This window comes from Bradyrhizobium sp. Kon56 (assembly GCF_055807635.1).
The window spans coordinates 122,820-144,198 of sequence record NZ_JBVVOU010000006.1; the positions used below are offsets into that span (position 1 = coordinate 122,820).

The following is a 21,379-nucleotide window of genomic DNA, read 5'->3' on the forward strand; positions in this document are numbered from 1 at the left end:
TCACATCAATGACGTCGGCGTCATCGATGGCAGGCATAACTCGGGGCGAAACGCGCTTAAGTCAACGGAACCGGATTTTCTTGTTCGTAGCCGGGCAGCGTAACTTTGCTACGAAGTCTTCATCGTGTGGATGCCGCATTCCGTCTTGGCCCGGCCACGCCAGCGACCGGCACGCTCATCCTCGCCTTCGGCCGTTCTGCTCGTGCAAGGCATACACCCAACCGATAGAAATCCCGACGCGACCAGGGGATGACGCGGCAATTTGGCGCGGGCGAAAATCGCCTCGAGTTCCTCACGCGAGACATTGGCGAAGGGATTGAACTTCAACCGCGTACCGTCGTCCTCGACCACCGGGATGTCGGCGCGCGAGTTGCCCTGGAAGCGCTTGCGGCCGTTGAGCCATGCATCGAACGGTTTCAGCGCCCGCGCCAGCGGCTCGACCTTGCGGATACGGCAGCAAGCGTCGGGATCGGAAAACCAGAGGTCGCGGTCGGGATCTTCGCGCGACAGCGTCTCCTCGGCAGGCTTGATCGAGCGGACGTCCTTCAGGCCCAGCGTCGCGATCAGCGTATCACGATAGGCCAGCGTCTCCTCGAACAGCCAGCCGGTGTCGAGGAACATCACCGGGATCGCCGGATCGACATCCGCCATCACCTTGAGCAGCGTCGCCGATTCCGTACCGAAGGACGACACCAGCGCAAGCTTGTCGCGCCCGACCGTCTTCAGCGCAGCGGCGATGATTTCGGCGGGCGAGGCATCGCGCAAGGCGCGATCGAGGTCCTCCGCCGAGGGCAGCGCCGAGGCGGAGATTGCCGAAATTGGAGACGCGATTGCGTTCACGTGCCGACACCCTCGGAATGACGCAGCTGCATGCGCCGGTGCAGCGCCGTGATGCGGCCATCGCCGGTGGGCTGGTAGAAGACCGAATAGCGCTTCGCGGTCTGCATGAACGCTTCCGCGTCGGCCTGCTTCTTGACGTCGAAGGAATCGAAGCCAGCGCGCAGCATGAACACGAACTGGTCCCGCAGGATCTGGCCCGTCGCACGCAACTCGCCGCGGTAATTGTAACGCTCGCGCAGCAGCCGCGCCTGGCTGTAGGCGCGTCCGTCGCGGAAGGTTGGGAACACCAGCGCGACGACGGCAATCTTGCCGAGATAGGGCACCAGCTCGGCGATGTCGCGATTGTTCGGCCAGATCACACCGACCTTGCCGGTCCGCTTGAGCAACGCATCCGCCTCGCCGACGAAACGCTCGGCCGGCACCAGAATGTCGCCGCCCTCGGGCAGCGGCGTGTCGACGGCGAGCTTGACGAAGCTGTCGTCGGCGATCTTTCCGCCGTTAACGAGTGGCATAAACGCGCTCCTTGAAGGGTTCGACGCCGAGGCGTTTTACGGTGTCCATGAACAGCTCTTCGGGCCGCTCGCGCAGCGCCAGATAGGCTTCCACGATGTCCTCGACGACGTCGGCGACCTCGTCGAACTTGACGCCGGGGCCGATCAGATTGCCGAGTGCGGCACTCTCGTCGGCGCGCCCGCCGATGGTGATCTGGTAGACCTCCTCGCCGTTCTTCTCGACGCCGAGAATGCCGATATGACCGACATGGTGATGGCCGCAGGCGTTGATGCAGCCGGAGATGTTGATGTGCAACCGGCCGATCAGATTGGCCAGCTCATGATTGGCGAAGCGCCGCGTCAGTTCCTGCGCGATCGGGATCGAGCGCGCATTGGCCAGCGAGCAATAGTCGAGACCCGGGCAGGCGATGATGTCAGTGATCAGATTGACGTTCGGCGTCGCCAGCCCGAGCTTGTCGAGCGCCTTCCACAGCGCCGGCAAGTCACGCTTGGCGACATGCGGCAGAGCGAGGTTCTGCTCGTGGCCGACGCGGATCTCACCGAAGGAGTATTCGTCGGCGAGATCGGCGAGCGCATCCATCTGCTCGGCGGTGGCATCGCCCGGAGGCGCGCCGATCGGCTTCAGCGAGATCGTGACGATGGAATAGCCCTGGGCCTTGTGCGGGGCCACCGAGTTCTTGCGCCATGCCTCGAAATCGGGATCGGCCGCGGCCTGGCGCAGCTCGTCCGGCATGTGCGGCAGCTTCTCGTAGGCAGGATAGGTGAAGCGCGAGCGGATGTCCTCGACCACCTCGTCGTCGATCTGGAGCGAGGAGTTGCGGATGTGCTGCCACTCCTCCTCGACCTCGCGCGAGAACTTCTCGATGCCGAGCTCGTGCACCAGGATCTTGATGCGCGCCTTGTAGATGTTGTCGCGGCGGCCGTACTGGTTGTAGACGCGCAGAATCGCCTCGATGTAGCTGAGAATGTCGCGGCCGTGGACGAAATGCTTGATGGTCTTGCCGATGAACGGCGTGCGTCCGAGCCCGCCACCGACCAGCACCTCAAAGCCGGTCTCGCCCTTCTCGTTCTTGATCAGCTTCAGCCCGATGTCGTGGATCTTGATCGCGGCCCGGTCGTGGTCCGACGCGCTGATCGCGATCTTGAACTTGCGCGGCAGGAACGAGAATTCCGGATGCAACGTGGTGTGCTGGCGGATCAGCTCCGACCAGATGCGGGGATCCTCGATCTCGCCGGGCGCGACGCCGGCCCACTGATCCGAGGTGACGTTGCGCATGTTGTTGCCGGAGGTCTGCATCGCATGGATGCCGACCTCGGCGAGATCGGCCAGCGCATCCGGCAATTCGGCGAGCTTGATCCAGTTGAACTGGATGTTCTGCCGCGTCGTGAAATGGCCATAGCCACGGTCGTATTTGCGCGCGACGTGGGCGAGCGCCCGCAGCTGGTTCGACGCCAGCGTCCCGTAGGGGATCGCGACGCGGAACATGTAGGCGTGCAGTTGCAGATAGACGCCGTTCTGCAGCCGCAGGATCTTGAACTCGTCCTCGGTGAGCTCGCCGGAGAGGCGGCGCTTCACCTGGTCGCGGAATTCCGAGACGCGCTCGTTCACGAGCGTGCGGTCGATTTCATCGTAAGCATACATAAGAAAGCGCCTTAAACCTGAACCGGCTGTCCGATGGTCACGCCGGTGCGGCGGATCTGTTCGCGCAGATTTCCGGGTTCGACCTTGCCGTCTGCACCGACCTGTACCGGCGCGATATAGGGGCCGATCGCGCCGACGTCATCGGCAACGGATTCCGCAAGCAACGCCTTCGCCTCGTCGGAGTTGCGCACGATCGCGGCTTCCGACAGGTCCGCGGACCAGCTCTTGTCGGCGGTGCGGTAAACCACGATGCCGTCCCAGGTGCGGTTGGCGGTCACGACCGAGGGGCCGGCGATCTTGATCTTCTTCTGTTCAAGCGGGGAGGTCATTCGGCTGCATCCAATAGGTCAGAGATGATTTGCTTTGGGGTTTGGCGGCGAAGCGAGCCGGCATGCCGGACCACATCGCCGATGATGAGAATGGCGGGACCGCCGTTGGTCCGGCGGACCAGTTCGGGCAGATCGCGCAGCGTGCCGATCTCGCCTTGCGCATCGGGACGCGTGACGCGGGCGAATACGCCGACCGGCGTCTCCGGCGAACGGCCGGCGGCCAAGAGGCCGGCGCGTATGGCCGGCGCAGCCGTCATGCCCATGTAGACCACGACGGTCATCCTGGCGTCGGTCAGCGTCGACCAGTCCACGACTTCTGCGTCGCGCGCCTTGTGCGCGGTGAGGAAGGTGATGCGCGTTGCTTCGTGACGATAGGTGAGCGGCACCTCGAAATCGGCGGCGCCGCCGAGACCTGCGGTGATGCCGGGAACGATCGAATAGGCAACGCCGGCGGCACGAAGTGCTTCGACTTCTTCGCCGCCGCGGCCGAACACGAAGGGATCGCCGCCCTTCAGCCGCACCACACGCTGGCCGGATTGCGCGGCCTCGATCATGCGCTTGTTGATGGCGTCCTGCCCGATGCCGGGCTTGCCGACGCGGCGGCCGACCGGCACGCGCGTGGTGTCACGGCGGATGCGGTCGAGAATTTCAGGCGAGACCAGCTCGTCATGGAAGACGATGTCGGCATCCTGGAGCGCGCGCAACGCCTTGATGGTGAGCAAATCCGGATCGCCAGGCCCGGCGCCGACCAGCGCGACGGATCCTTCCGGCTTGTCGGCCCGCGCGAACGCGGATGGATCTGAAATCGCCTTGAGCGCTGCGTCCGCCTCGCCTTTGCGGCCGGCCAATACGGCGGCACCGATCGGGCCGTCGATGACGCGCTCCCAGAAGCGGCGACGCAACGGAAACTCGGCAATACGTTCGTTGATGGATTTGCGGAAGCCGCCGATGAACTCGGCGAGCTCGCCGATGCGCGCCGGCAGCAGCGCCTCGATCTTCTCGCGCACGCGCCGCGCCACCACCGGCGACGTGCCGCCAGTGCCGACGGCGACCACGACATCGCCGCGATCGACGATCGCCGGAAAGATGAAGCTCGAATGCTCGAGATCGTCCATGACATTGACCGGCAGGCCGAGCGCCTTGGCGCGGACCGACATCGCCACGCCGACATCGCCAGCGCCGGCGCAAACCACCGCGATGATTCCCGAGAGATCGGCGGTCAGCGGATCGGTGGCCGAGATGTCGATACGCGCCGCGTCCTCGGAGCTCAGACCCAGGTCGTGATTGCCATCGATCGCATGCACGCGAATGCGCGCACCGGCAGCGGCCAGCACGCGCAGCTTGGCGCGCAAAAGCTCACCCGCACCGATGAGGACCACCGGACCGGCCTTGAGATCGAGGAACACGGGCAAGAACCGCATACGATACTCGCTTACCCCACATGCGGGGTTGACTGGAATTATTTTCTATATATGTGTCGTTTCAGGCGCGCAAAGAGAAAATTTTTTCTTCTCTCTTGCACCGCAACTATAGAATTTTCGCCTCCAAACGCAAAGTGGCAGAGATGCATCTTCTCAAGGACAATTCCACTGCTGGCGGGCTGAGCAGCCCCGCTCTCGCCGAGCGCGTGCCCGCGCAAGAATTTTCTTCTGACCTTGCCCCGAGCATGGACCATCTCGACCAGCTCGAGGCCCAGAGCATCTACATCTTCCGCGAAGCCTTCGGCCGCCTCAAGAAGATCGCCCTGCTGTGGTCGCTCGGCAAGGACTCCAATGTCATGATCTGGCTGGCGCGCAAGGCATTCTTCGGCCGTCTGCCGTTCCCGGCCCTCCATGTCGACACCGGCAAGAAGTTTCCGGAGATGTATCGCTTCCGCGATCACTACGGCAAGGAATGGGATCTCGATCTGCGCGTCGAGCCCTGCCCGCCGATTGATGCCGTCGACCCAACGCTGCCGCCCGCCGCCCGTTCCGCCGCGCGCAAGACCGAGGGCCTCAAGATGGCGCTCGCCAAATACGGTTTCGACGGTCTGATCGCCGGCATTCGCCGCGATGAGGAGGCGACGCGCGCCAAGGAGCGCGTGTTCTCGCCGCGCGGCTTGGAGGGTAATTGGGACGTGCGCGACCAGCCGCCGGAGTTCTGGGATCATTTCAATGCGTCGCCGCCGCAGGGCGCGCATTTGCGCATCCATCCGATCCTGCATTGGACCGAGTCCGACATCTGGGCCTACACCAAGCGCGAGAACATCCCGATCATCCCGCTGTATCTGTCGCAAAACGGCAAGCGCTATCGCTCGCTGGGCGATCAGGACATCACCAATCCGGTCGCCTCAAACGCGTCGACTATCGACGAGATCCTGATCGAACTCGAGCAGACCAAGGTGCCGGAACGTTCCGGCCGCGCGCTCGACCACGAGACCGAGGACGCTTTCGAGCGCCTGCGCGTCGCCGGCTATCTCTGATCAAGGACGCGAGCGTCGTATGAACATGATCGTCACCCCCGCATCCCCCGCGACCCCGAACGGCACCACGCGTCCGCAGGTCCGCATCGTCATCGTCGGCCATGTCGACCACGGCAAGTCGACGCTGGTCGGCCGCCTGCTGCACGAGACCGGCAGCCTGCCCGACGGCAAGCTCGACATGCTCAAGGCCGTCAGCGCGCGGCGCGGCATGCCGTTCGAATGGTCGTTCCTGCTCGACGCGCTCCAGACCGAGCGCGACCAGGGCATCACCATCGACACCACGCAGATCCGCTTCCGCACCAATTCGCGCGACATCGTACTGATCGACGCGCCCGGCCACGCCGAATTCCTGCGCAACATGATCACCGGCGCCTCGCAGGCCGACGGCGCGGTGCTGATCATCGACGCGCTCGAAGGCGTGCGCGACCAGACGAGGCGGCACGGCTATCTCCTGCATCTGCTCGGCGTGAAGCAGGTCGCGGTCGTCGTCAACAAGATGGACCGCGTCGACTTCTCCGCAGCGCGCTTCAAGGAGATCAGCGACGAGATCTCGGCGCATCTGCAAGGCCTCGGTGTGAAGCCCACGGCCGTGATCCCGATTTCCGCCCGCGACGGCGACGGCGTCGCTGAGCGCACCGACCGCATCGGCTGGTACAAGGGTCCGACCGTGGTCGAGGCGCTTGACAGGCTCGAACCGGCGCGGCCGCTGGAGGCGCTGGCGCTGCGGCTGCCGGTGCAGGCGATCTACAAGTTCGACGACCGCCGCATCGTGGCGGGCCGGATCGAATCCGGCAGCCTCATCGCCGGCGACGAAATCGTGATCATGCCCGCCGGCAAGATCGCCAGAATCAAGACGGTCGAGAGCTGGCCGGTGACGCCGGTCGCAGGCCGCCAGGGTGCGGGCCGCTCGGTCGGCATCACGCTCGACCGCGAGCTGTTCCTCGAGCGCGGCGACATTATCGCGCATACGAACAGCGCCCCGCGCGAGACACGACGGCTGCGCGCGCGGATCTTCTGGCTGCACGACAAGCCGCTGGCCAAGGGCGACCAGCTCCTGGTTCGCTGCGGACCGAAGGAAAGCCGCGCCACCGTCGTCGCCATCGAGAAGGCGGTCGATCCCGGTGAGCTGTCGAGCGTCGAGAACAAGGCAATCGGCCGCAACCATGTCGGCGAGATCGACATTTCCCTTTCGAATCCGATTGCCACCGATCCCTACACGGAAAATCCCCGCACCGGCCGTCTCGTGATCGAGGTGTCCGGGCGCATCGCCGGCGGCGGTCTCGTGCTGTCGGTCGATGCCGGGCAGCGTGCCCTGCCCGTCGACATCGTGCCGGTGGAATCCGCGCTGCGGCCCGACGAACGCTCCGCGCGCTATCGTCACAACGGCGCCGTGGTCTGGCTCACCGGCCTCCCCGCCTCCGGCAAGTCGACTCTAGCCAAGGCGCTGGAGCGGCGGTTGTTCAGCAATGGCGGCTCACCGATCCTGCTCGACGGCGACACGCTGCGTGCCGGGCTCAACAGCGATCTCGGCTTCTCGGCCGCCGATCGCAGCGAGAACATCCGCCGCCTCGCCGAAGTCGCGACGCATCTCGCCCGTAACGGCCACATCGCCATTGTCGCCGCCGTCTCGCCCGCCCGCGAGGACCGCGCCACCGCGCGCCGCATCGCCGACACGTCGTTCCGCGAGATCTACGTCGCGACGCCGGCGGAAATTTGCGAGGAGCGCGACCCCAAGGGCCACTACAAGAAGGCCCGCGCCGGCACGCTCGCGTCGTTCACCGGTATCGGCACCGACTACGAGCGGCCCGAGGCCGCCGAGCTCGTGATCGACACCTCGACGCGGACGGTCGCCGAGGCGGCGGACGAGATCGAACAGATGCTCAAGACGACCGGCGTGCTGTTCGACGAACTCGTGGACCTCGCCGCGAATATTTGAAGCCGGGCTGCTGCTCCGCTGTCGTCGCCCGGCTTGACCGGGCGACCCAGCATTCCACCGACAGCAGTGATTCAGGCGAGAGGCCGCGGCGTACTGGATTTCCCCGCCTTCGCGGGGAATGACACCGTGCGTGGGCCGCCCACCTCGCCTTGACATTTTGACAACTTTTGGGGGCCTTCTCACGGCCCCGATTTTGGGGCTAATAAGACCCCGAAAGCCGCTCCTTGGAGCGCATTTTGCTGCTGTCGGGTCAAAAGCAGCCAAAAACAGCCATTTCCAACAAGAAAGCCCATCATGAAACGCGTCGACGCCCACGGACTGAAGATCGCTCCCGTCCTGTTCGATTTCATCGCCAAGGAAGCGGCCCCGAAAACGGGGATCGCGCCGGATGCGTTCTGGGCCGGGCTCGCCGCCATCATCAAGGAGCTGGGGCCGAAGAACCGCGCGCTGCTGGCGGTGCGCGACACGTTGCAGGCCAAGATCGACGACTGGCACCGGGCCAACAAGGGCAAGGCGTTCGACCTCAACGCCTATACCGCCTTCCTGAAGGAGATCGGCTATCTCCTCCCGGAGCCGGCGACGCAGAAGGTCGAGACCGCCAATGTGGACGAGGAGATCGGCAAGATCTGCGGCCCGCAGCTCGTCGTGCCGCTGACCAACGCACGCTATGCGCTGAACGCGGCGAATGCGCGCTGGGGCTCGCTCTATGACGCCTTCTACGGCACCGACGCGATCCCGCACGATCCATCCGAGAGCGGCAAGGGCTACAACAAGGCGCGCGGCGACAAGGTGATCGCAAAAGCGAAAGCCTTCCTCGATGCCGCCGTGCCGCTGGCGACCGGCAGTCACACCGACGTCACCGCCTATAGCGTGGTCGCGGGCCAGCTCGCGGTGAAGCTGAAGAGCGGCAACGCCACCGCGCTGAAGAACGCCGCGCAATTCGCAGGCTTCCAGGGCGATGCAGCCGCACCAAGCGCGGTGCTGCTCGCCAACAACGGCCTGCATGTCGAGGTGAAAATCGACCGCACCAGCGCGATCGGCAAGGACGATCCGGCCGGCGTCGCGGACATGGTCATGGAGTCCGCGGTCTCAACCATTCTCGACATGGAAGACTCGGTCGCTGCCGTCGATGCCGAGGACAAGGTGCTGGTCTATCGCAACACGCTCGGCCTGATGAACGGCACGCTGTCGGCCGATTTCGAGAAGGGCGGCAAAACGCTGACGCGCTCGCTCAATGCCGACCGCAGCTACAAGATGCCTGACGGCAAAGGCGAAGTGAAATTGCACGGCCGCAGCCTGCTGCTGATGCGCAATTGCGGTCACCACATGTTCACCGACGCGGTGCTGGACGACAAGGGCGAGGAGATTCCGGAAGGCTTGCTCGACGCCGCCGTCTCCGGGCTTCTTGCTGTCCATGATCTGAAAGGCAACTCCAAGGTCAAGAACAGCCGCACCGGCTCGGCCTATATCGTCAAGCCGAAGATGCACGGCCCCGACGAGGTGTCGCTGACCTGCGAGATCTTCGACCGCGTCGAGAAGATGCTGTCGCTGCCCGAGAACACGCTCAAGGTCGGCATCATGGACGAGGAGCGGCGCACCACCGTCAACCTCAAGGCCTGCATTCAGCGCGCCTCCAAGCGCATCATGTTCATCAACACCGGCTTCCTCGACCGCACCGGCGACGAGATCCACACCTCGATGGAGGCGGGTCCGATGATCCGCAAGAACGAGATGAAGGCGCAGCCCTGGATCAAGTCCTATGAGGACTGGAACGTCGATATGGGCCTGACCTGTGGCCTGCCCGGCCATGCCCAGATCGGCAAGGGCATGTGGGCCGCGCCGGACAAGATGGCGGACATGCTGGCGCAGAAGCTCGCCCATCCGCAGGCCGGTGCTACCACCGCCTGGGTGCCCTCGCCGACCGCCGCGACGCTGCACGCGCTGCACTACCACCAGGTCAACGTCACCGCGCGCCAGCAGGAGCTCGCCAAGGGCGGCCCACGGGCAAAGCTCGAAGACATCCTCACCATCCCCGTGTCGAAGTCGAACTGGGCGCCCGACGACGTCAAGCAGGAGATCGACAACAACTGCCAGGGCATTCTGGGCTATGTCGTGCGCTGGATCGACCAGGGCGTCGGCTGCTCGAAGGTGCCTGACATCCACGACGTCGGCCTGATGGAAGACCGTGCCACCTTGCGCATCTCCAGCCAGCACCTCGCCAACTGGCTGCATCAGGGCGTGATCACCGAGGCGCAGGTGATGGAATCGCTCAAGCGCATGGCGGTGGTCGTCGACAAGCAGAATGCGGGCGATCCCATCTACAAGCCGATGGCGCCCGCCTTCGACGGCACAGCCTTCAAGGCGGCCAGCGACCTCATCTTCAAGGGACGCGAGCAGCCGAACGGCTACACCGAATACATCCTCACCGCCCGCCGCCGCGAGGCCAAAGTACTTGGCTGACAACGCCTGGCTGACAAGGCGGCCTGCCGACCCGACTAGAACACCAAAAGCCCCGGCTCGCGCCGGGGCTTTTTCGTTGCGCTAGCTAAGCGCCCGGCTAAAACACTGCCAGATATTTCAGCAGCGAGACGATGCCGATGATGATGACGACGACGCGCGCGATCTGCTTGGCGCGGCCGTCCATCGGCAGCATGTTGATGAGGTAAAGTACGAGAATGACGACGAGAAAGGTGACGAGTACGCCAACCAGCATCGCTAGGACCCCCCTTTAGGCAAAATTGCTGACAGTCTCCTAACGCGCAGCTCGTGGCTTGGTTCCATCGACGCAACCCTTTGCAACTTCTAGTAAATACGTACTTCTACGATCAGCCGGCCTGCTGAAAACTTTACCCTTTTCCTTTCAGATGCGGAAACCGTTTGGGCCCTGAGCCGCAAACGGCATGCGATTGCCTTGTCTGACGGGCCCCTTTTTCTGCTGTTGCCGGGGCGCCTTTACGAACTTTGTATTGGGAATTGGGGACTTCGATGCTGAATCGTCTGACCGTATCCGCGCTGCTGAAGGCGGTGATCGCGATCACGTCGATCTGCGTGGCGATCGCGCTCTCGCTCACCGCCTACGAGTCCTGGGATCGCCTGAAGACCGCCAACCGCATCTCGCAGATCGCCGACACGTCCGCCGATCTGTTCAAGGCGATGCACAATCTGCGCACCGACCGCTCGACCACGGTCCGCCTCCTGAATGCGACCGAGCCGATGGACGGCGAGATCGAGAAATATCTGCGCGCGCTGCGCGATGCCCAAATGCCCGCCATGGCGCGCGCGATCGAGCTGCTGCCGGCCATGGACTTTCCGCAATCAGGCACGCTGGTACCGGAGCTTGCGCGCCTCTACAAGCTGCTGATCGAGGAGCAGAAGCAGTTCTGGGAGGATGTAGCCAAGCCGAAGGACCAACGCCGCGCCGGTCTGCCCAAGGAATATATGGAGACAACGCAGGGCCTGCTCGACACGCTCGACAAGCTCTCGAACACGTTGGCCGCCACGGTCAATCACCTGGACGCCGCGATCGACCAGCTGCTGTCGATCAAGCAGAACGCCTGGCTGCTCCGCAACACCGCAGGCGAAGCATCGCTGATCGTCTCGACCGGGCTGGCCGCCGGCAAGATCACGACGGAGGGCCGCTACGCCTATACCCAACATGTCGGCGGCACGAGCGCGATGTGGAAGGCGCTGGAGCTGTCGACGTCCGGCATGCAGTTGCCGGCGGGGCTCGCCTCCGCGATGGCCTCCGCCAAGACCTCGTATTTCGAGCCGCAATATCTGGCCTTGCGCGACCGTCTCGCCGACGCGCTGGTCAAGGGTGAGAAGCCCGAGATGACGGCGAACCAATGGAGCCCGCTCACGGTCGGCCGCATGGCGAGCGCCGTCACAGTGGCAGAAGGTGCGCTCGATGCTGCCAAGATCCACACGCAGGAGCAGCGCGGCGCCGCACAGCGCGCACTGATCGTGCAGCTTACGCTGCTGGCGCTCGCCGTGGGGCTTGCCGTCGGCGCGATCATGCTGGTCAGCCGCCGCGTCATCACTCCGCTCAACACCATCCGGGACGCCATGCTGAAGGTCGCCGGCGGCGACCTTGCCGTCGATAGCGGCTATCTCGACCGCAACGACGAGATCGGCGCGCTTGCCGGCGCGCTGGAGACCTTCAAGCAGCAGGCCAACGACAAGCTCACGATCGAGGCGCAGGAGCGCGAACGCAATGCGGGCGCCTCCGCGCGCCAGCGCGCGGTCGAGACCTATGTCGGCGAGTTCGAGGGCGCGGTGCGCAAAACGCTCGGCGAATTGAGCGAAGCCTCTGGCGAGATGCGCAAGACCTCGGGTGATCTCTCCACGGTGTCGCGGCAGACCAACGACCGCGTGCAGGTCGCCGGCAAGGCCTCCAATGACGCCTCCATGAGCGTCGACAGCGTCGCCGCCGCCGCCGAAGAGCTCAGCGCCTCGATCAACGACATCAGTCAGCAGGCCGCGCATGCCGCGGGCATCGCCAGCCGCGCCGTGACCCAGGCGCGCGAGACCGACGGCACGGTGCAGGGACTTCAAAAGTCGGCCGGCCGCATCGGCGAGGTCGTCGGCCTGATCAACACTATTGCGCAGCAGACTAATTTGCTCGCGCTTAACGCCACGATCGAGGCGGCCCGCGCCGGCGAGGCCGGTCGCGGCTTTGCCGTGGTCGCCTCCGAGGTGAAGTCGCTGGCGAGCCAGACGGCGAAGGCGACCGAGGAGATCTCCGAGCAGATCGCCGACATCCAGAAGGTGGCGGCCGACGCCATCAGCGCCATCCAGACCATCGGCGGCATCATCGGCGAAGTGAACGAGGTCGCGACCGCAATCGCCGCCGCCGTGCAGGAGCAGGGAGCGGCCACGCAAGAGATCACCCGCAGCACCCAGTTTGCGGCGCAGGGCACCAAGAACGTCTCGGACAACATCACCGGCGTCAAATCCGATGCAGACGCTGCTGCCGCTGCCGCCGACAACGTGAAACACGCCTCCGAGATGCTGGAGAGCCAGAGCCGCCAGCTCGGCCACGAGGTCAGCGACTTCCTCGGCAAGATCCGCGCGGCATAGCCCACACTCTCGGTGTCGTCCTGGCGAATGCCAGGACGACGTTGAGGCCTATTCCTTCGCCACCACCGGCACCTGGCGGAATCTTGCGCGCACCGAATCGGGCAGCGGCGAGAAATTCATCGCGACGCCGCGGCGGTCGTTGGCATTGCGGCTCGCGACCACCAGGCCGTCCGCGCCCGCAACGATGTCGCCCTTGCGCAAGGTGGGATCGTCGTCGACCTTGACCTGAGCGAGCCCGACCGGATCCTTCCCGTTGCAGGTGCAGCCTGCGACAATCTCATTGCGATAGCGGAACGCGTTAGGCAGGTCGGAATAGGATTTCCCCTTGTCCGTCGTCGCGTCGTCGATGCTGCCGCCATAGACCAGCGAGGTCTCCGAGGCCGGGCAGAAGCTCTTGCAGGATTGCGCCTTGCTCTCGGAATCGTTTCCCTGCGCCGGGAAATAACGTCCGTCGCAGCCGCGCACGCAATAGGCCGTGCCGCCACCGTAGGAGGCCCGCTGGCGCGGCGGGTCGTAGCGCGGCGTGTCATCGGTCTGGAACGGCATGCGAATCTCGGGCGCCGGCCGTCCGCGGAAGCCGCCGAACAGCGCCGAGAAAAAGTCCTCCGCATGGGCGGATGGCGTCAGCGCGAGGCCGAAGGAGGCAACGGCGACGACTGCCGCCGCGCCACCGGCGAGTTTGCCGATCGAACGTCTCTTCATGTGACCTCACTCGACGCTTAGTTCACGGCCGAATTCGAAATGTTCAGCGCCTGCCGGCCCGAGGGCAGCGCCGTCACGGCCGGGCGCTTGCGCACGGAATCACTGCCTTTCGCCATCAGCGGCGCGTTCTTCGGCAGCACGACCACCTTGGCGCCGACATTGACGCGGCCAAACAGGTCGGTGACGTCCTCGTTGGTCATGCGGATGCAGCCGGACGAGACGAACTTGCCGATCGTGGCGGGATCGTTGGTGCCATGGATGCGGTATTCGCTCGAACCCAGATACATCGCACGCGCGCCGAGCGGATTGCCGGGGCCGCCAGCGACGAAGCGGGGCAGATAGGGTTGGCGCGCGATCATCTCAGCCGGCGGATGCCAGTCCGGCCATTCCGCCTTGCGGCTGACGCTCTGCACGCCCGACCAGGTGAAGCCCTCGCGCCCGACGCCGACGCCATAACGGATCGCGCGGCCCTGGCCGAGCACGTAGTAAAGATAAGTATTGTTGGTATCGATGACGATGGTACCGGCTGGCTCGCTGCGGTCGAAGCTGACGATCTGCCTGCGCAGGCGATCTGGCAGCGCGGCATCCTCGTCGGGCGCCTGCGCGTTCTGGCTTGCATAGCCTTGGTTGGCATAGCCCTGGTTCGCATAGCTTGGGCTCGCATAACCCTGCGAATAGCCCTGGTCCTGCGGGTAAGCCTGATCTTGCGGATAGGTGTAGCCCAGCGTCTGTGAGCTTGCGGCGCCGAACGGCACTCCCAGCAAAGCGGTTGCGAAGGCAAAAGCGGTGATGCGGCGCGGCGATAAGCGGCGTCGGACTGCAGAGAACCTCGTCATGTGCTGCCCCGTGTGGATGCCTGCATCAGGGTGATGCGCTGGTTTGTTCAACGCGGCCCAACCGCTACAGTTCCGCGGCGGGATGCAGCAGCGACGTCACAGTCAAGCGAGCGCTTCTCACGAAGCCGCGATGGAACCCGCAGGGCGCGAGGACGTTCTCCTCTGGTCATGGGCGCGAGGGCCGAAGTCTCCGTGCCGGAGAGGTATTGTGCGCGTCCTTCCCAGTGAACGTATGACTCCCGGCAATGGCGAAGGCACTCCGCTTCCCGAGAGCCACGGCGAACTCCCGCCGGTGATCCGCCGCACCGAACTCGTCGCCTTCTCGCTCGCCGGACTGCTCCTCATCGCGATCGTCGCGGTGCTCTATATCGGAAAGGCGTTCTTTCTGCCTGTCGTGATGGCGTTCGTCACCGGCACGATGCTCTCGCCGGCAGCGACCTTCCTGGAGAAGCGGAAAGTGCCGCGCGCGCTCGCCGCCGCCTTGATCGTGTTCGCGGTGACCGCCGTGGTCGGCTTCATCGTCGCGCTGATCGCCTCGCCGGCGATGGAATGGAGCTCGCGCCTGCCCGAACTCGGCGCGCAGTTGAAAGACAAGGTCCACGTGTTCGACCGGCCGCTGGCGCTGTGGCGAGAGCTGCAGACGATGCTCGGCGGCTCGGAGGGATTGCCAAGCTTCCAGATGCCGAAATTCGAGTGGGTGCAGCCGACGATTGAATTCCTGTCACCGACCTTTACCGAATTCCTGCTGTTCTTCGTCACCTTGATCCTGTTCATCGCCAGCTGGCGCGACCTGCGACGGGCAATGATCATGACCTTCAGCGATCATGACGCACGGCTGCGCACGCTTCGCATCCTCAACGAGATCGAGGTCCATCTCGGCAACTACCTTTTGACTGTGACCCTGATCAATGTCGGCGTCGGTGTCGCCGCCGGAATCGTCTGCGCCCTCACCGGAATGCCCAATCCGGCTGGCCTCGGCGCGCTCGCGGCCACCCTCAATTTCATTCCGATCATTGGACCGGTGGCCATGTTCGCCATTCTGGTCGTGGTGGGACTGGTTACCTTCCCGACCGTCAGCGGCGGCCTGATGGCGGCGCTCGCCTTTGGCGGCATCACCTTCCTGGAGGGACATTTCGTCACGCCGACCATCATCGGCCGGCGGCTGGCGCTCAATGCGCTGGCGGTGCTGCTGGCGCTGGCGTTCTGGACCTGGCTGTGGGGCCCGATGGGCGCGTTCCTGTCGTCACCGCTGCTGATCGTCGCCCTGATCCTGAAGGAGCATCTGTTGCCTGAGGATTCGCCGCAGCTCCCGCAGGACTGACCGGTTTCCGTGAACGGAACTTACACCACGACGAAACGTTTCCCGGCTGTCTCAACCGTCAACAGCTCGGAGCCCCTGATGTCCACCACCAATGCCGAAGCCGGGATGAGAGACTGGACCGACAAAGCCACCAGAGAACGCCTCGAGAAGGATGTAGCAGCCGTGAAAAGCGATATCGCCGCCCTCACTGATCAGATCACCGACGCGCTCAATACTTTTGCCAACTCCTCCAGCAAGCAAGCCCGCCGCGGCTATAGCCAAGCGCGCGAGAACGTGGATTCCGCGATCGACGACATGTCGGAACGCGGCAGCGCGATGATGGGCGCGGCACAGGAGGCCTACGGCTCGATCGAGGAGACGCTGGAGGACGCGATCACGCAGCGGCCGCTCGCGACCGTCGGGCTTGCGCTCGGCATCGGCTTCCTGATCGGCGCGGTCTGGCGTCGCTGAGATCGCGAACGGGTATCGAGACGGTGGCGCAGCGGCGCCGCCGGTGCCGGCTTGTGGGGATCTGAGGAGCAAGACCATGTTTCAGCGCATCATCGACGGGATCAGCGCATCCACCGGCACCACTGTGCGGCTGACCTCGCTGGCAGCAGGCGCGGCGTTCGCACTCTTCATCACCACGTGCTTCCTGTGCGCGGCGGCATTCATTTCGGTGCTCAACAAATATGGTCCGGTGCAGGCCTGCCTCGCCGGTGCGGGCATTTTCTTTCTGCTGACCCTGACCGCGGCGGTGAGCTATTGGGTCTACAAACGGCAGCTGCGCAAGCAAGCTCATATCGCGGCCGAGCGCGCCACGAAATCGGCGGCCTCGAGCATGCTCGCGGACCCCATGCTGCTCGCCACCGGTCTCCAGATCGTTCGCGCCATCGGGATCAAGCGGCTGTTGCCGATCCTGGCGATCGGCGGCGTCGCCCTCGGACTCATGGCGAGCCGCGCTGGCGTACCCGACGAGGCCTCGGCTGAGCCTGCCGAGTAGCAGCTACCGGGTTGGAAAATTTCGTCACGGGTCCCGCGAACGCGTCTATCCAATCGGCACCGGCGGCCCCGCGCCAATTTCGCGCCGTTTGCCTGCGCCATCACGCAAACGCTACTCGGATAGGCAGGCGGTTGCCGCTAAAAGCAGCGCCCCTGATTCCAAAAGCCATTTTTTCGATGAAACCGTCCGTCCAGGCGAACCTCGCCGCATTTCAACACGACCCCCGGCTCTATTTGACGCTCGGTATCGCCAACTGGTCGGTTTTCGTCGACCACATCCCGAACAACGTCGTCAATTTGCTGACGCTGCGCAATTTCGGCTTCAGCGGCGCCGCAGACTTGTTCGTGTTCGTGGCCGGCTATGGCATGGCCATCATTCACGGCAAGATCGCCCTGGAGCGCGGCTACGTCGTCGCGGCGACGCGCATCTTCCAGCGCATGTGGCGGCTCTACGCCGCCTATGTCGTCCTGTTCGTGATCTACATCGACGCCATCGCCTATGTCGCCTCGCAATCGATGGCGCCCGAGATCATCAACGAATACAACATCTCGGGGATCATCGAGCATCCGCTGCGGATCCTGATACGCGGACTGGTGCTTCAGGAAGAGCCGCTGAACCTCGATCTTCTTCAGCTGATGATCCCGCTGATGGCCCTCCTTCCACTCGCGCTGTGGGGGCTGTTGCGGCGTCCGAACCTGACGCTGGCGGCGTCGGTCGCGCTGTACGTTGCGGCGCGCTGGTTCGGCTGGAATTTCCGGGTTTATCCGGACCAGGAGTGGACCTTCAACCCGTTCTGCTGGCAGATGCTGATGGTGCTGGGCGGCTGGTTTGCCGTGACCGGCACGTCGGGCCGCGCGCTGCATGGCCTGTCCTGGCTGCGCGTGCTCGCAGGCGCGTATCTCGTATTCGCGATGGCAATCACGCTGATGCGACATTCGCCGACGCTAGCGGCCTATTTGCCGGATATCGTGCTCAACACCATCACGCCGACCGACAAGGAAGACCTCGCCCCCTATCGCGTGGTCCACTTCCTCGCGCTCGCTTTCCTCGCGACATATCTCGTCCCGGCCGATCATCCCGGCCTGCGACTGAAGCCGCTTCAGGCGGTGATCAGATGCGGCGAGGAATGGCTCGCGGTGTTCTGCGTCGGCGTGTTCCTGTCCTTTGCCGGCCATCTCATCCTGATCACTGGCGCCAATTTGGTGGTGATGCAGATTGCCGTGAGCCTGGCCGGCTTCGCGGCGATGGCCGCGGTCGCATATTACATCGCCTGGTCGAAGCGGCAGGACCTGCCCGCGGCCTTGCGGCAACAGGCCTAACCCGGCACCTTCCGATTCCCCTAGGCCGGCCATTACGGCTGGGCTATGCGGAGCGGCAGCGGATTGCATGGGGAGGCCGGGCGTGGTGATGGCGAATGGCGGGGATGAGGGAGCCGACGGCACGCCCCGGCGCGGCCGGCCAAGGTCGATCGAGACCACCAACGCCATTCTCCAAAGCGCCTATGCGCTGATGGCCACGACCGGCCTTGCCGCCACCACCATTGACGCGATCGCGCGCCACTCCAGCGTCTCCAAGATGACGATCTACAAATGGTGGCCGTCGCGCGAAGCCTTGCTGATCGACGCCTTTCTTCACCATGCCGCGCAGATGCTGCCGCTGCCGCCTGCAAGCTCGGGCAGCCCCGCCGCGCGCACACGCCGCCATGCCGCCGCCTATGCCGAAGCCCTCCAGGGCGAGTTCGGCAAGGTCCAGCTCGCCGTCATCTCCGAATGCATCTCCAAGACCGGCTCGGCGGAGCTGTTCTACGCCCGCTACCTGCAATTCCGCCGCGACGCGCTGATCGAGATGATCGCCGCGGGCCAGAACGACGGCAGCATTCTGGCGGAAGCACCGCCCCAGGATCTCTACGACGCGATCTATGGCAGCCTGTTCTACCGCTACGTCTTCGGCATCGCGCCGATCACGCCGGCCTACGCGCGGACCCTGGTTGACCTCGTGCTGCGGCCGAAGAGCTAGCCTCGAATTACCGCGCAGGCCGGATCGGTGCTGACAGCTTGTCGGTGCGGTCGCGCTCGGTCATGTCCTCGACCGTCTCCATCGGCGCGGTCAGCTCGTAGACATAGGAGACGTCGGTGAAATAGCGCTTGGCGGTGCCGCCGAGCGCCTCGGGCGCGACGCGGTCGAGCAGGATCAGGCCGAAGTCGGAATCGGGGCGGCGCGTCGCTTCGCTGGTGTTGAACTCCTCCCAGCGGAAATAGAAGACCTCGCCGGACCCCTCGTTCGTCACCGTCCAATTGGCAGTGATGTGCGGATGCTTGCCGACCAGCGACAGGCCCTCGTCGGAGTGCGAGGCGAGCTCGAAGAACAGCAGCGACAGACTCTGCGCCGCGCGCGCGCTGACTGCGATATCAGGACCGGTGACGGCAATGCGGTCGGCATGCGGGATGGCGCGCGCCTCGAACAGGCCCTTCAGCTTGACACCCTGCCACTGGCTCTCGCTGAGCAGCGAGACGACGTTGGACATGGCGTGGATGCGGCCGATCAGGAGCTCGCGCGCGACATCGATGTCGGAGCCATGGCGCAGCGTGCGGGTCACGATCGACTGGATCACCGCCAGGATGTTTTTGACCCGATGGTTGAGCTCGTCGATGACAGCCGTCAGCCGGCGCTCGAAGCCGATTCTGACCTGGATTTCCCGGCTGAGCCGCAAATTGTTGTAGGCGACATAGCCGAACAGGCCGCACACCATCGCGGTGATCGCAAGGCCGATCGCCGCCACGATGATCGCAGTCTGCTCGGCGCGGCGCGCCGAATTGGTCTTGGCGTAATAGCCGAGCTGCCAGTCGCGACCACCGAAGCTCACCGTGCGCGTCGCCGACGGCGCCGGCCCATCGGCCGCCGTCGGGCGGGCCGAGACCACGCCTTGATCGTTGGCGACCAACTCGCCACCCTCCCGGCGCGGATCCTTCAGCGCAACCGCGAACAACGACATGTCGTCGTTGGTCAGCATCAGGGAAGAGAGCTCATAGGAAAATGTGATGAAGCCCGCCGGCTCCGTCGCGCCCTCGGGGATGACGGGAGCCGCCACAATGATGCCGATCGACCCGTCGCCACGCAGGAGGGCAACCGGTTCTGAGGCAACCGACCTCTTCTCCACTCTGGCGCGCGCCAGCATGGCGCCGCGCACCTGATCCTGGTCGTAGCTGCGGCCGGGCAGCCCCTTAGTCTCGTTGCTGCGCGGCTCGAGATCCATCAGCACATCGATCGGCTGGGTGACACCTGCCGGATCGATCGGCTTGTCGTCATAGCTGCGGATTCGCGGATTGGGGAAGCCGGCGCTCGCGATCGCGGCTTGTGCTGCGGCAAGCTCGTTCGGCTTCAGGCGGGCGACCCAGCCCGCCACCACGAAATCGGTCTTGAAGGCGTAGATGGCCGAGCGCAGCGGCTCGAGCATGTTGGGCTTGAGCACCGACGGCGCCCGGAACAGGCCGGAGGCAACCCGCGCGAGCAGTTCGCGCTCGGTGAGCCGGTCCTGGACCAGGCTCGCATGGACATCGATCGCGCGCGCCAGCGCGATCCGGTCCAGCGCCAGCTCCTGGTCGTGGACGCGATAAGCCGCAAGCCCGGAGAGCAAGGCTCCGAGAAGAGCAATGAAGCCGATGATGAAACCCAGCCGGACCACGCGACTACTCAGGCGAAAGCAGGAGGTCGGCAATAAATACGGAGCATATGGACGCCGCTCGAACGGGCACGTGCCGAAACAGGGTGAACCCCAATCGCCCAGATAATGAAGGAGGAGGCATCGGTACGCAACTTGGTCGCCTGAGAAGCTTAATCGGCCCGCCGATGGTCCGGCCGAGTTGGCTTTGCTCCGGGCACCGGAGGTAATCAATTGCCGTGACCGAAATTTGTTCCGCGGACACGGCTCTGCCCACGGTGTTAACGGGGGGAAACGCCTGCGTTAGGTCGTCGCGCCGGTCAGCCGGCCCGTTTCAAGCCGCCTTTGGCCTCAATGAAGCCGATGATGCGGTCCAGCCCCTGGCTCTTCTTCAGGTTGGTCATGACGAACGGTCGCTCGCCGCGCATCCGCCTGGCGTCCGTCTCCATCTTTTCCAGGGAGGCGCCGACATGGGGCGCCAAGTCGATCTTGTTGATGACAAGGAGGTCGGACCGGGTGATGCCGGGGCCGCCCTTGGACGGGATCTTGTCGCCGGCCGCCACGTCGATGACGTAAATGGTGAGATCGGCGAGCTCCGGGGAAAAAGTGGCAGCGAGGTTATCACCGCCGGATTCGATCAGCACGAGATCGAGCCCGGGAAACTTGGCGCGCATATCCGCCACTGCGGCGAGATTCATCGAGGCGTCCTCGCGGATCGCGGTGTGCGGGCAGCCGCCGGTCTCGACCCCGGCAATGCGATCCGGCGTCAGCGAGCCCGAGCGTACCAGGAATTCCGCATCCCATTTAGTGTAGATGTCGTTGGTGATCGCGGCGATGTCGTAGCGCTCGCGCATGGTCTTGCAGAGCAGGTCCATCAGCGCGGTCTTGCCCGATCCGACCGGACCGCCGATGCCGACACGCAAGGGGCCGTGAGATGTAGCCATTGCTTCTTTCCTTTCGTCGCTCTGGCGAAAGCCAGGACCCGTTACCACTGAACCCGATTGTCACGGCACGCTGCAGCCACATCTGTGCATAGCCACGCGCACTCGTGGTTATGGGTCCTGGCTTTCGCCAGGACGAC

19 protein-coding genes are annotated in these 21,379 nt (G+C 64.6%); 9 read left to right on the forward strand and 10 right to left on the reverse strand.

Annotated elements, in window-relative coordinates:
* Positions 1–108 precede the first annotated feature (108 nt).
* The 5 genes from AC0L3B_RS12155 to cysG are packed head-to-tail and all read right to left on the reverse strand — an operon-like array spanning position 109 to position 4,744.
* Positions 109–840: a phosphoadenylyl-sulfate reductase gene (locus AC0L3B_RS12155; RefSeq protein WP_473380424.1), complete on the reverse strand. Its 732-nt coding sequence runs from the start codon at positions 838–840 to the stop codon at positions 109–111.
* Entirely contained in the window at positions 837–1,352 is a 516-nt protein-coding gene (locus AC0L3B_RS12160) for a DUF934 domain-containing protein (RefSeq protein WP_018454648.1), read from the reverse strand. Before AC0L3B_RS12160 ends, AC0L3B_RS12155 begins: the two co-directional genes overlap by 4 nt.
* On the reverse strand, positions 1,339–2,994 hold the full coding sequence (locus AC0L3B_RS12165) for a nitrite/sulfite reductase (RefSeq protein ID WP_085351748.1): 1,656 nt from the start codon (positions 2,992–2,994) through the stop codon (positions 1,339–1,341). Before AC0L3B_RS12165 ends, AC0L3B_RS12160 begins: the two co-directional genes overlap by 14 nt.
* An 11-nt stretch (positions 2,995–3,005) precedes the next feature.
* A complete protein-coding gene (locus tag AC0L3B_RS12170; protein ID WP_085351747.1) occupies positions 3,006–3,323 on the reverse strand; it encodes a DUF2849 domain-containing protein in 318 nt (105 codons plus the stop codon).
* Positions 3,320–4,744 (reverse strand): siroheme synthase CysG, encoded by a 1,425-nt coding sequence (gene cysG, locus AC0L3B_RS12175; RefSeq protein WP_377791435.1) that lies wholly within the window; start codon positions 4,742–4,744, stop codon positions 3,320–3,322. Before cysG ends, AC0L3B_RS12170 begins: the two co-directional genes overlap by 4 nt.
* A 245-nt stretch (positions 4,745–4,989) precedes the next feature.
* Between cysG and cysD the strand changes: the two genes are divergently transcribed.
* From cysD to AC0L3B_RS12190, 3 genes are all read left to right on the forward strand, one after another.
* Complete coding sequence (gene cysD / locus AC0L3B_RS12180; protein WP_026232781.1) at positions 4,990–5,784, forward strand: sulfate adenylyltransferase subunit CysD; 795 nt, start codon at positions 4,990–4,992, stop codon at positions 5,782–5,784.
* 19 nt (positions 5,785–5,803) lie between these two features.
* Positions 5,804–7,720 carry an adenylyl-sulfate kinase gene (gene cysC / locus AC0L3B_RS12185; RefSeq protein ID WP_085351745.1) on the forward strand — a complete coding sequence of 639 codons (1,917 nt, stop codon included), beginning with the start codon at positions 5,804–5,806 and terminating at the stop codon, positions 7,718–7,720.
* A gap of 294 nt (positions 7,721–8,014) precedes the next feature.
* Positions 8,015–10,180 carry a malate synthase G gene (locus AC0L3B_RS12190; RefSeq protein ID WP_085351744.1) on the forward strand — a complete coding sequence of 722 codons (2,166 nt, stop codon included), beginning with the start codon at positions 8,015–8,017 and terminating at the stop codon, positions 10,178–10,180.
* A 97-nt stretch (positions 10,181–10,277) separates the two neighbouring features.
* Here the strand turns inward: AC0L3B_RS12190 and AC0L3B_RS12195 are convergent, their stop codons facing one another.
* Positions 10,278–10,433, reverse strand: coding sequence for a Thivi_2564 family membrane protein (locus AC0L3B_RS12195; RefSeq protein WP_007599832.1), 156 nt, complete (start codon positions 10,431–10,433; stop codon positions 10,278–10,280).
* A gap of 272 nt (positions 10,434–10,705) precedes the next feature.
* Between AC0L3B_RS12195 and AC0L3B_RS12200 the strand changes: the two genes are divergently transcribed.
* Positions 10,706–12,799, forward strand: coding sequence for a methyl-accepting chemotaxis protein (locus tag AC0L3B_RS12200; protein ID WP_473380425.1), 2,094 nt, complete (start codon positions 10,706–10,708; stop codon positions 12,797–12,799).
* Positions 12,800–12,847: 48 nt separating this feature from the next.
* On the opposite strand, the gene AC0L3B_RS12205 is transcribed toward AC0L3B_RS12200, so the two are convergent.
* Entirely contained in the window at positions 12,848–13,501 is a 654-nt protein-coding gene (locus AC0L3B_RS12205) for a DUF2865 domain-containing protein (protein ID WP_473380426.1), read from the reverse strand.
* Positions 13,502–13,518: 17 nt separating this feature from the next.
* The gene (locus AC0L3B_RS12210) at positions 13,519–14,337 is read right to left on the reverse strand and encodes a L,D-transpeptidase (RefSeq protein ID WP_473380427.1); all 819 of its coding nucleotides are present in this window, start codon (positions 14,335–14,337) and stop codon (positions 13,519–13,521) included.
* 208 nt (positions 14,338–14,545) lie between these two features.
* On the opposite strand from AC0L3B_RS12210, the gene AC0L3B_RS12215 reads away from it, so the two are divergent.
* The 5 genes from AC0L3B_RS12215 to AC0L3B_RS12235 all read left to right on the forward strand — a co-directional run bounded on the left by AC0L3B_RS12215 (position 14,546) and on the right by AC0L3B_RS12235 (position 18,656).
* Positions 14,546–15,658, forward strand: a complete 1,113-nt coding sequence (locus AC0L3B_RS12215) for an AI-2E family transporter (RefSeq protein ID WP_473380428.1) — start codon at positions 14,546–14,548, stop codon at positions 15,656–15,658.
* A gap of 78 nt (positions 15,659–15,736) precedes the next feature.
* Positions 15,737–16,108: an ElaB/YgaM/YqjD family protein gene (locus AC0L3B_RS12220; protein WP_026232783.1), complete on the forward strand. Its 372-nt coding sequence runs from the start codon at positions 15,737–15,739 to the stop codon at positions 16,106–16,108.
* A gap of 76 nt (positions 16,109–16,184) precedes the next feature.
* Positions 16,185–16,640 carry a hypothetical protein gene (locus AC0L3B_RS12225; RefSeq protein WP_018454658.1) on the forward strand — a complete coding sequence of 152 codons (456 nt, stop codon included), beginning with the start codon at positions 16,185–16,187 and terminating at the stop codon, positions 16,638–16,640.
* A gap of 176 nt (positions 16,641–16,816) precedes the next feature.
* Positions 16,817–17,959 carry an OpgC domain-containing protein gene (locus AC0L3B_RS12230; protein ID WP_377791441.1) on the forward strand — a complete coding sequence of 381 codons (1,143 nt, stop codon included), beginning with the start codon at positions 16,817–16,819 and terminating at the stop codon, positions 17,957–17,959.
* A 67-nt stretch (positions 17,960–18,026) separates the two neighbouring features.
* Positions 18,027–18,656 (forward strand): TetR/AcrR family transcriptional regulator, encoded by a 630-nt coding sequence (locus tag AC0L3B_RS12235; protein WP_473380429.1) that lies wholly within the window; start codon positions 18,027–18,029, stop codon positions 18,654–18,656.
* Between the two features lie 7 nt (positions 18,657–18,663).
* Here AC0L3B_RS12235 and AC0L3B_RS12240 read toward each other — a convergent pair whose 3' ends face one another.
* Together AC0L3B_RS12240 and ureG are read right to left on the reverse strand one after the other, a co-directional pair.
* Positions 18,664–20,322, reverse strand: a complete 1,659-nt coding sequence (locus tag AC0L3B_RS12240) for a CHASE domain-containing protein (protein ID WP_473380430.1) — start codon at positions 20,320–20,322, stop codon at positions 18,664–18,666.
* Between the two features lie 296 nt (positions 20,323–20,618).
* Complete coding sequence (gene ureG, locus AC0L3B_RS12245; protein ID WP_026232785.1) at positions 20,619–21,242, reverse strand: urease accessory protein UreG; 624 nt, start codon at positions 21,240–21,242, stop codon at positions 20,619–20,621.
* Positions 21,243–21,379 lie beyond the last annotated feature (137 nt).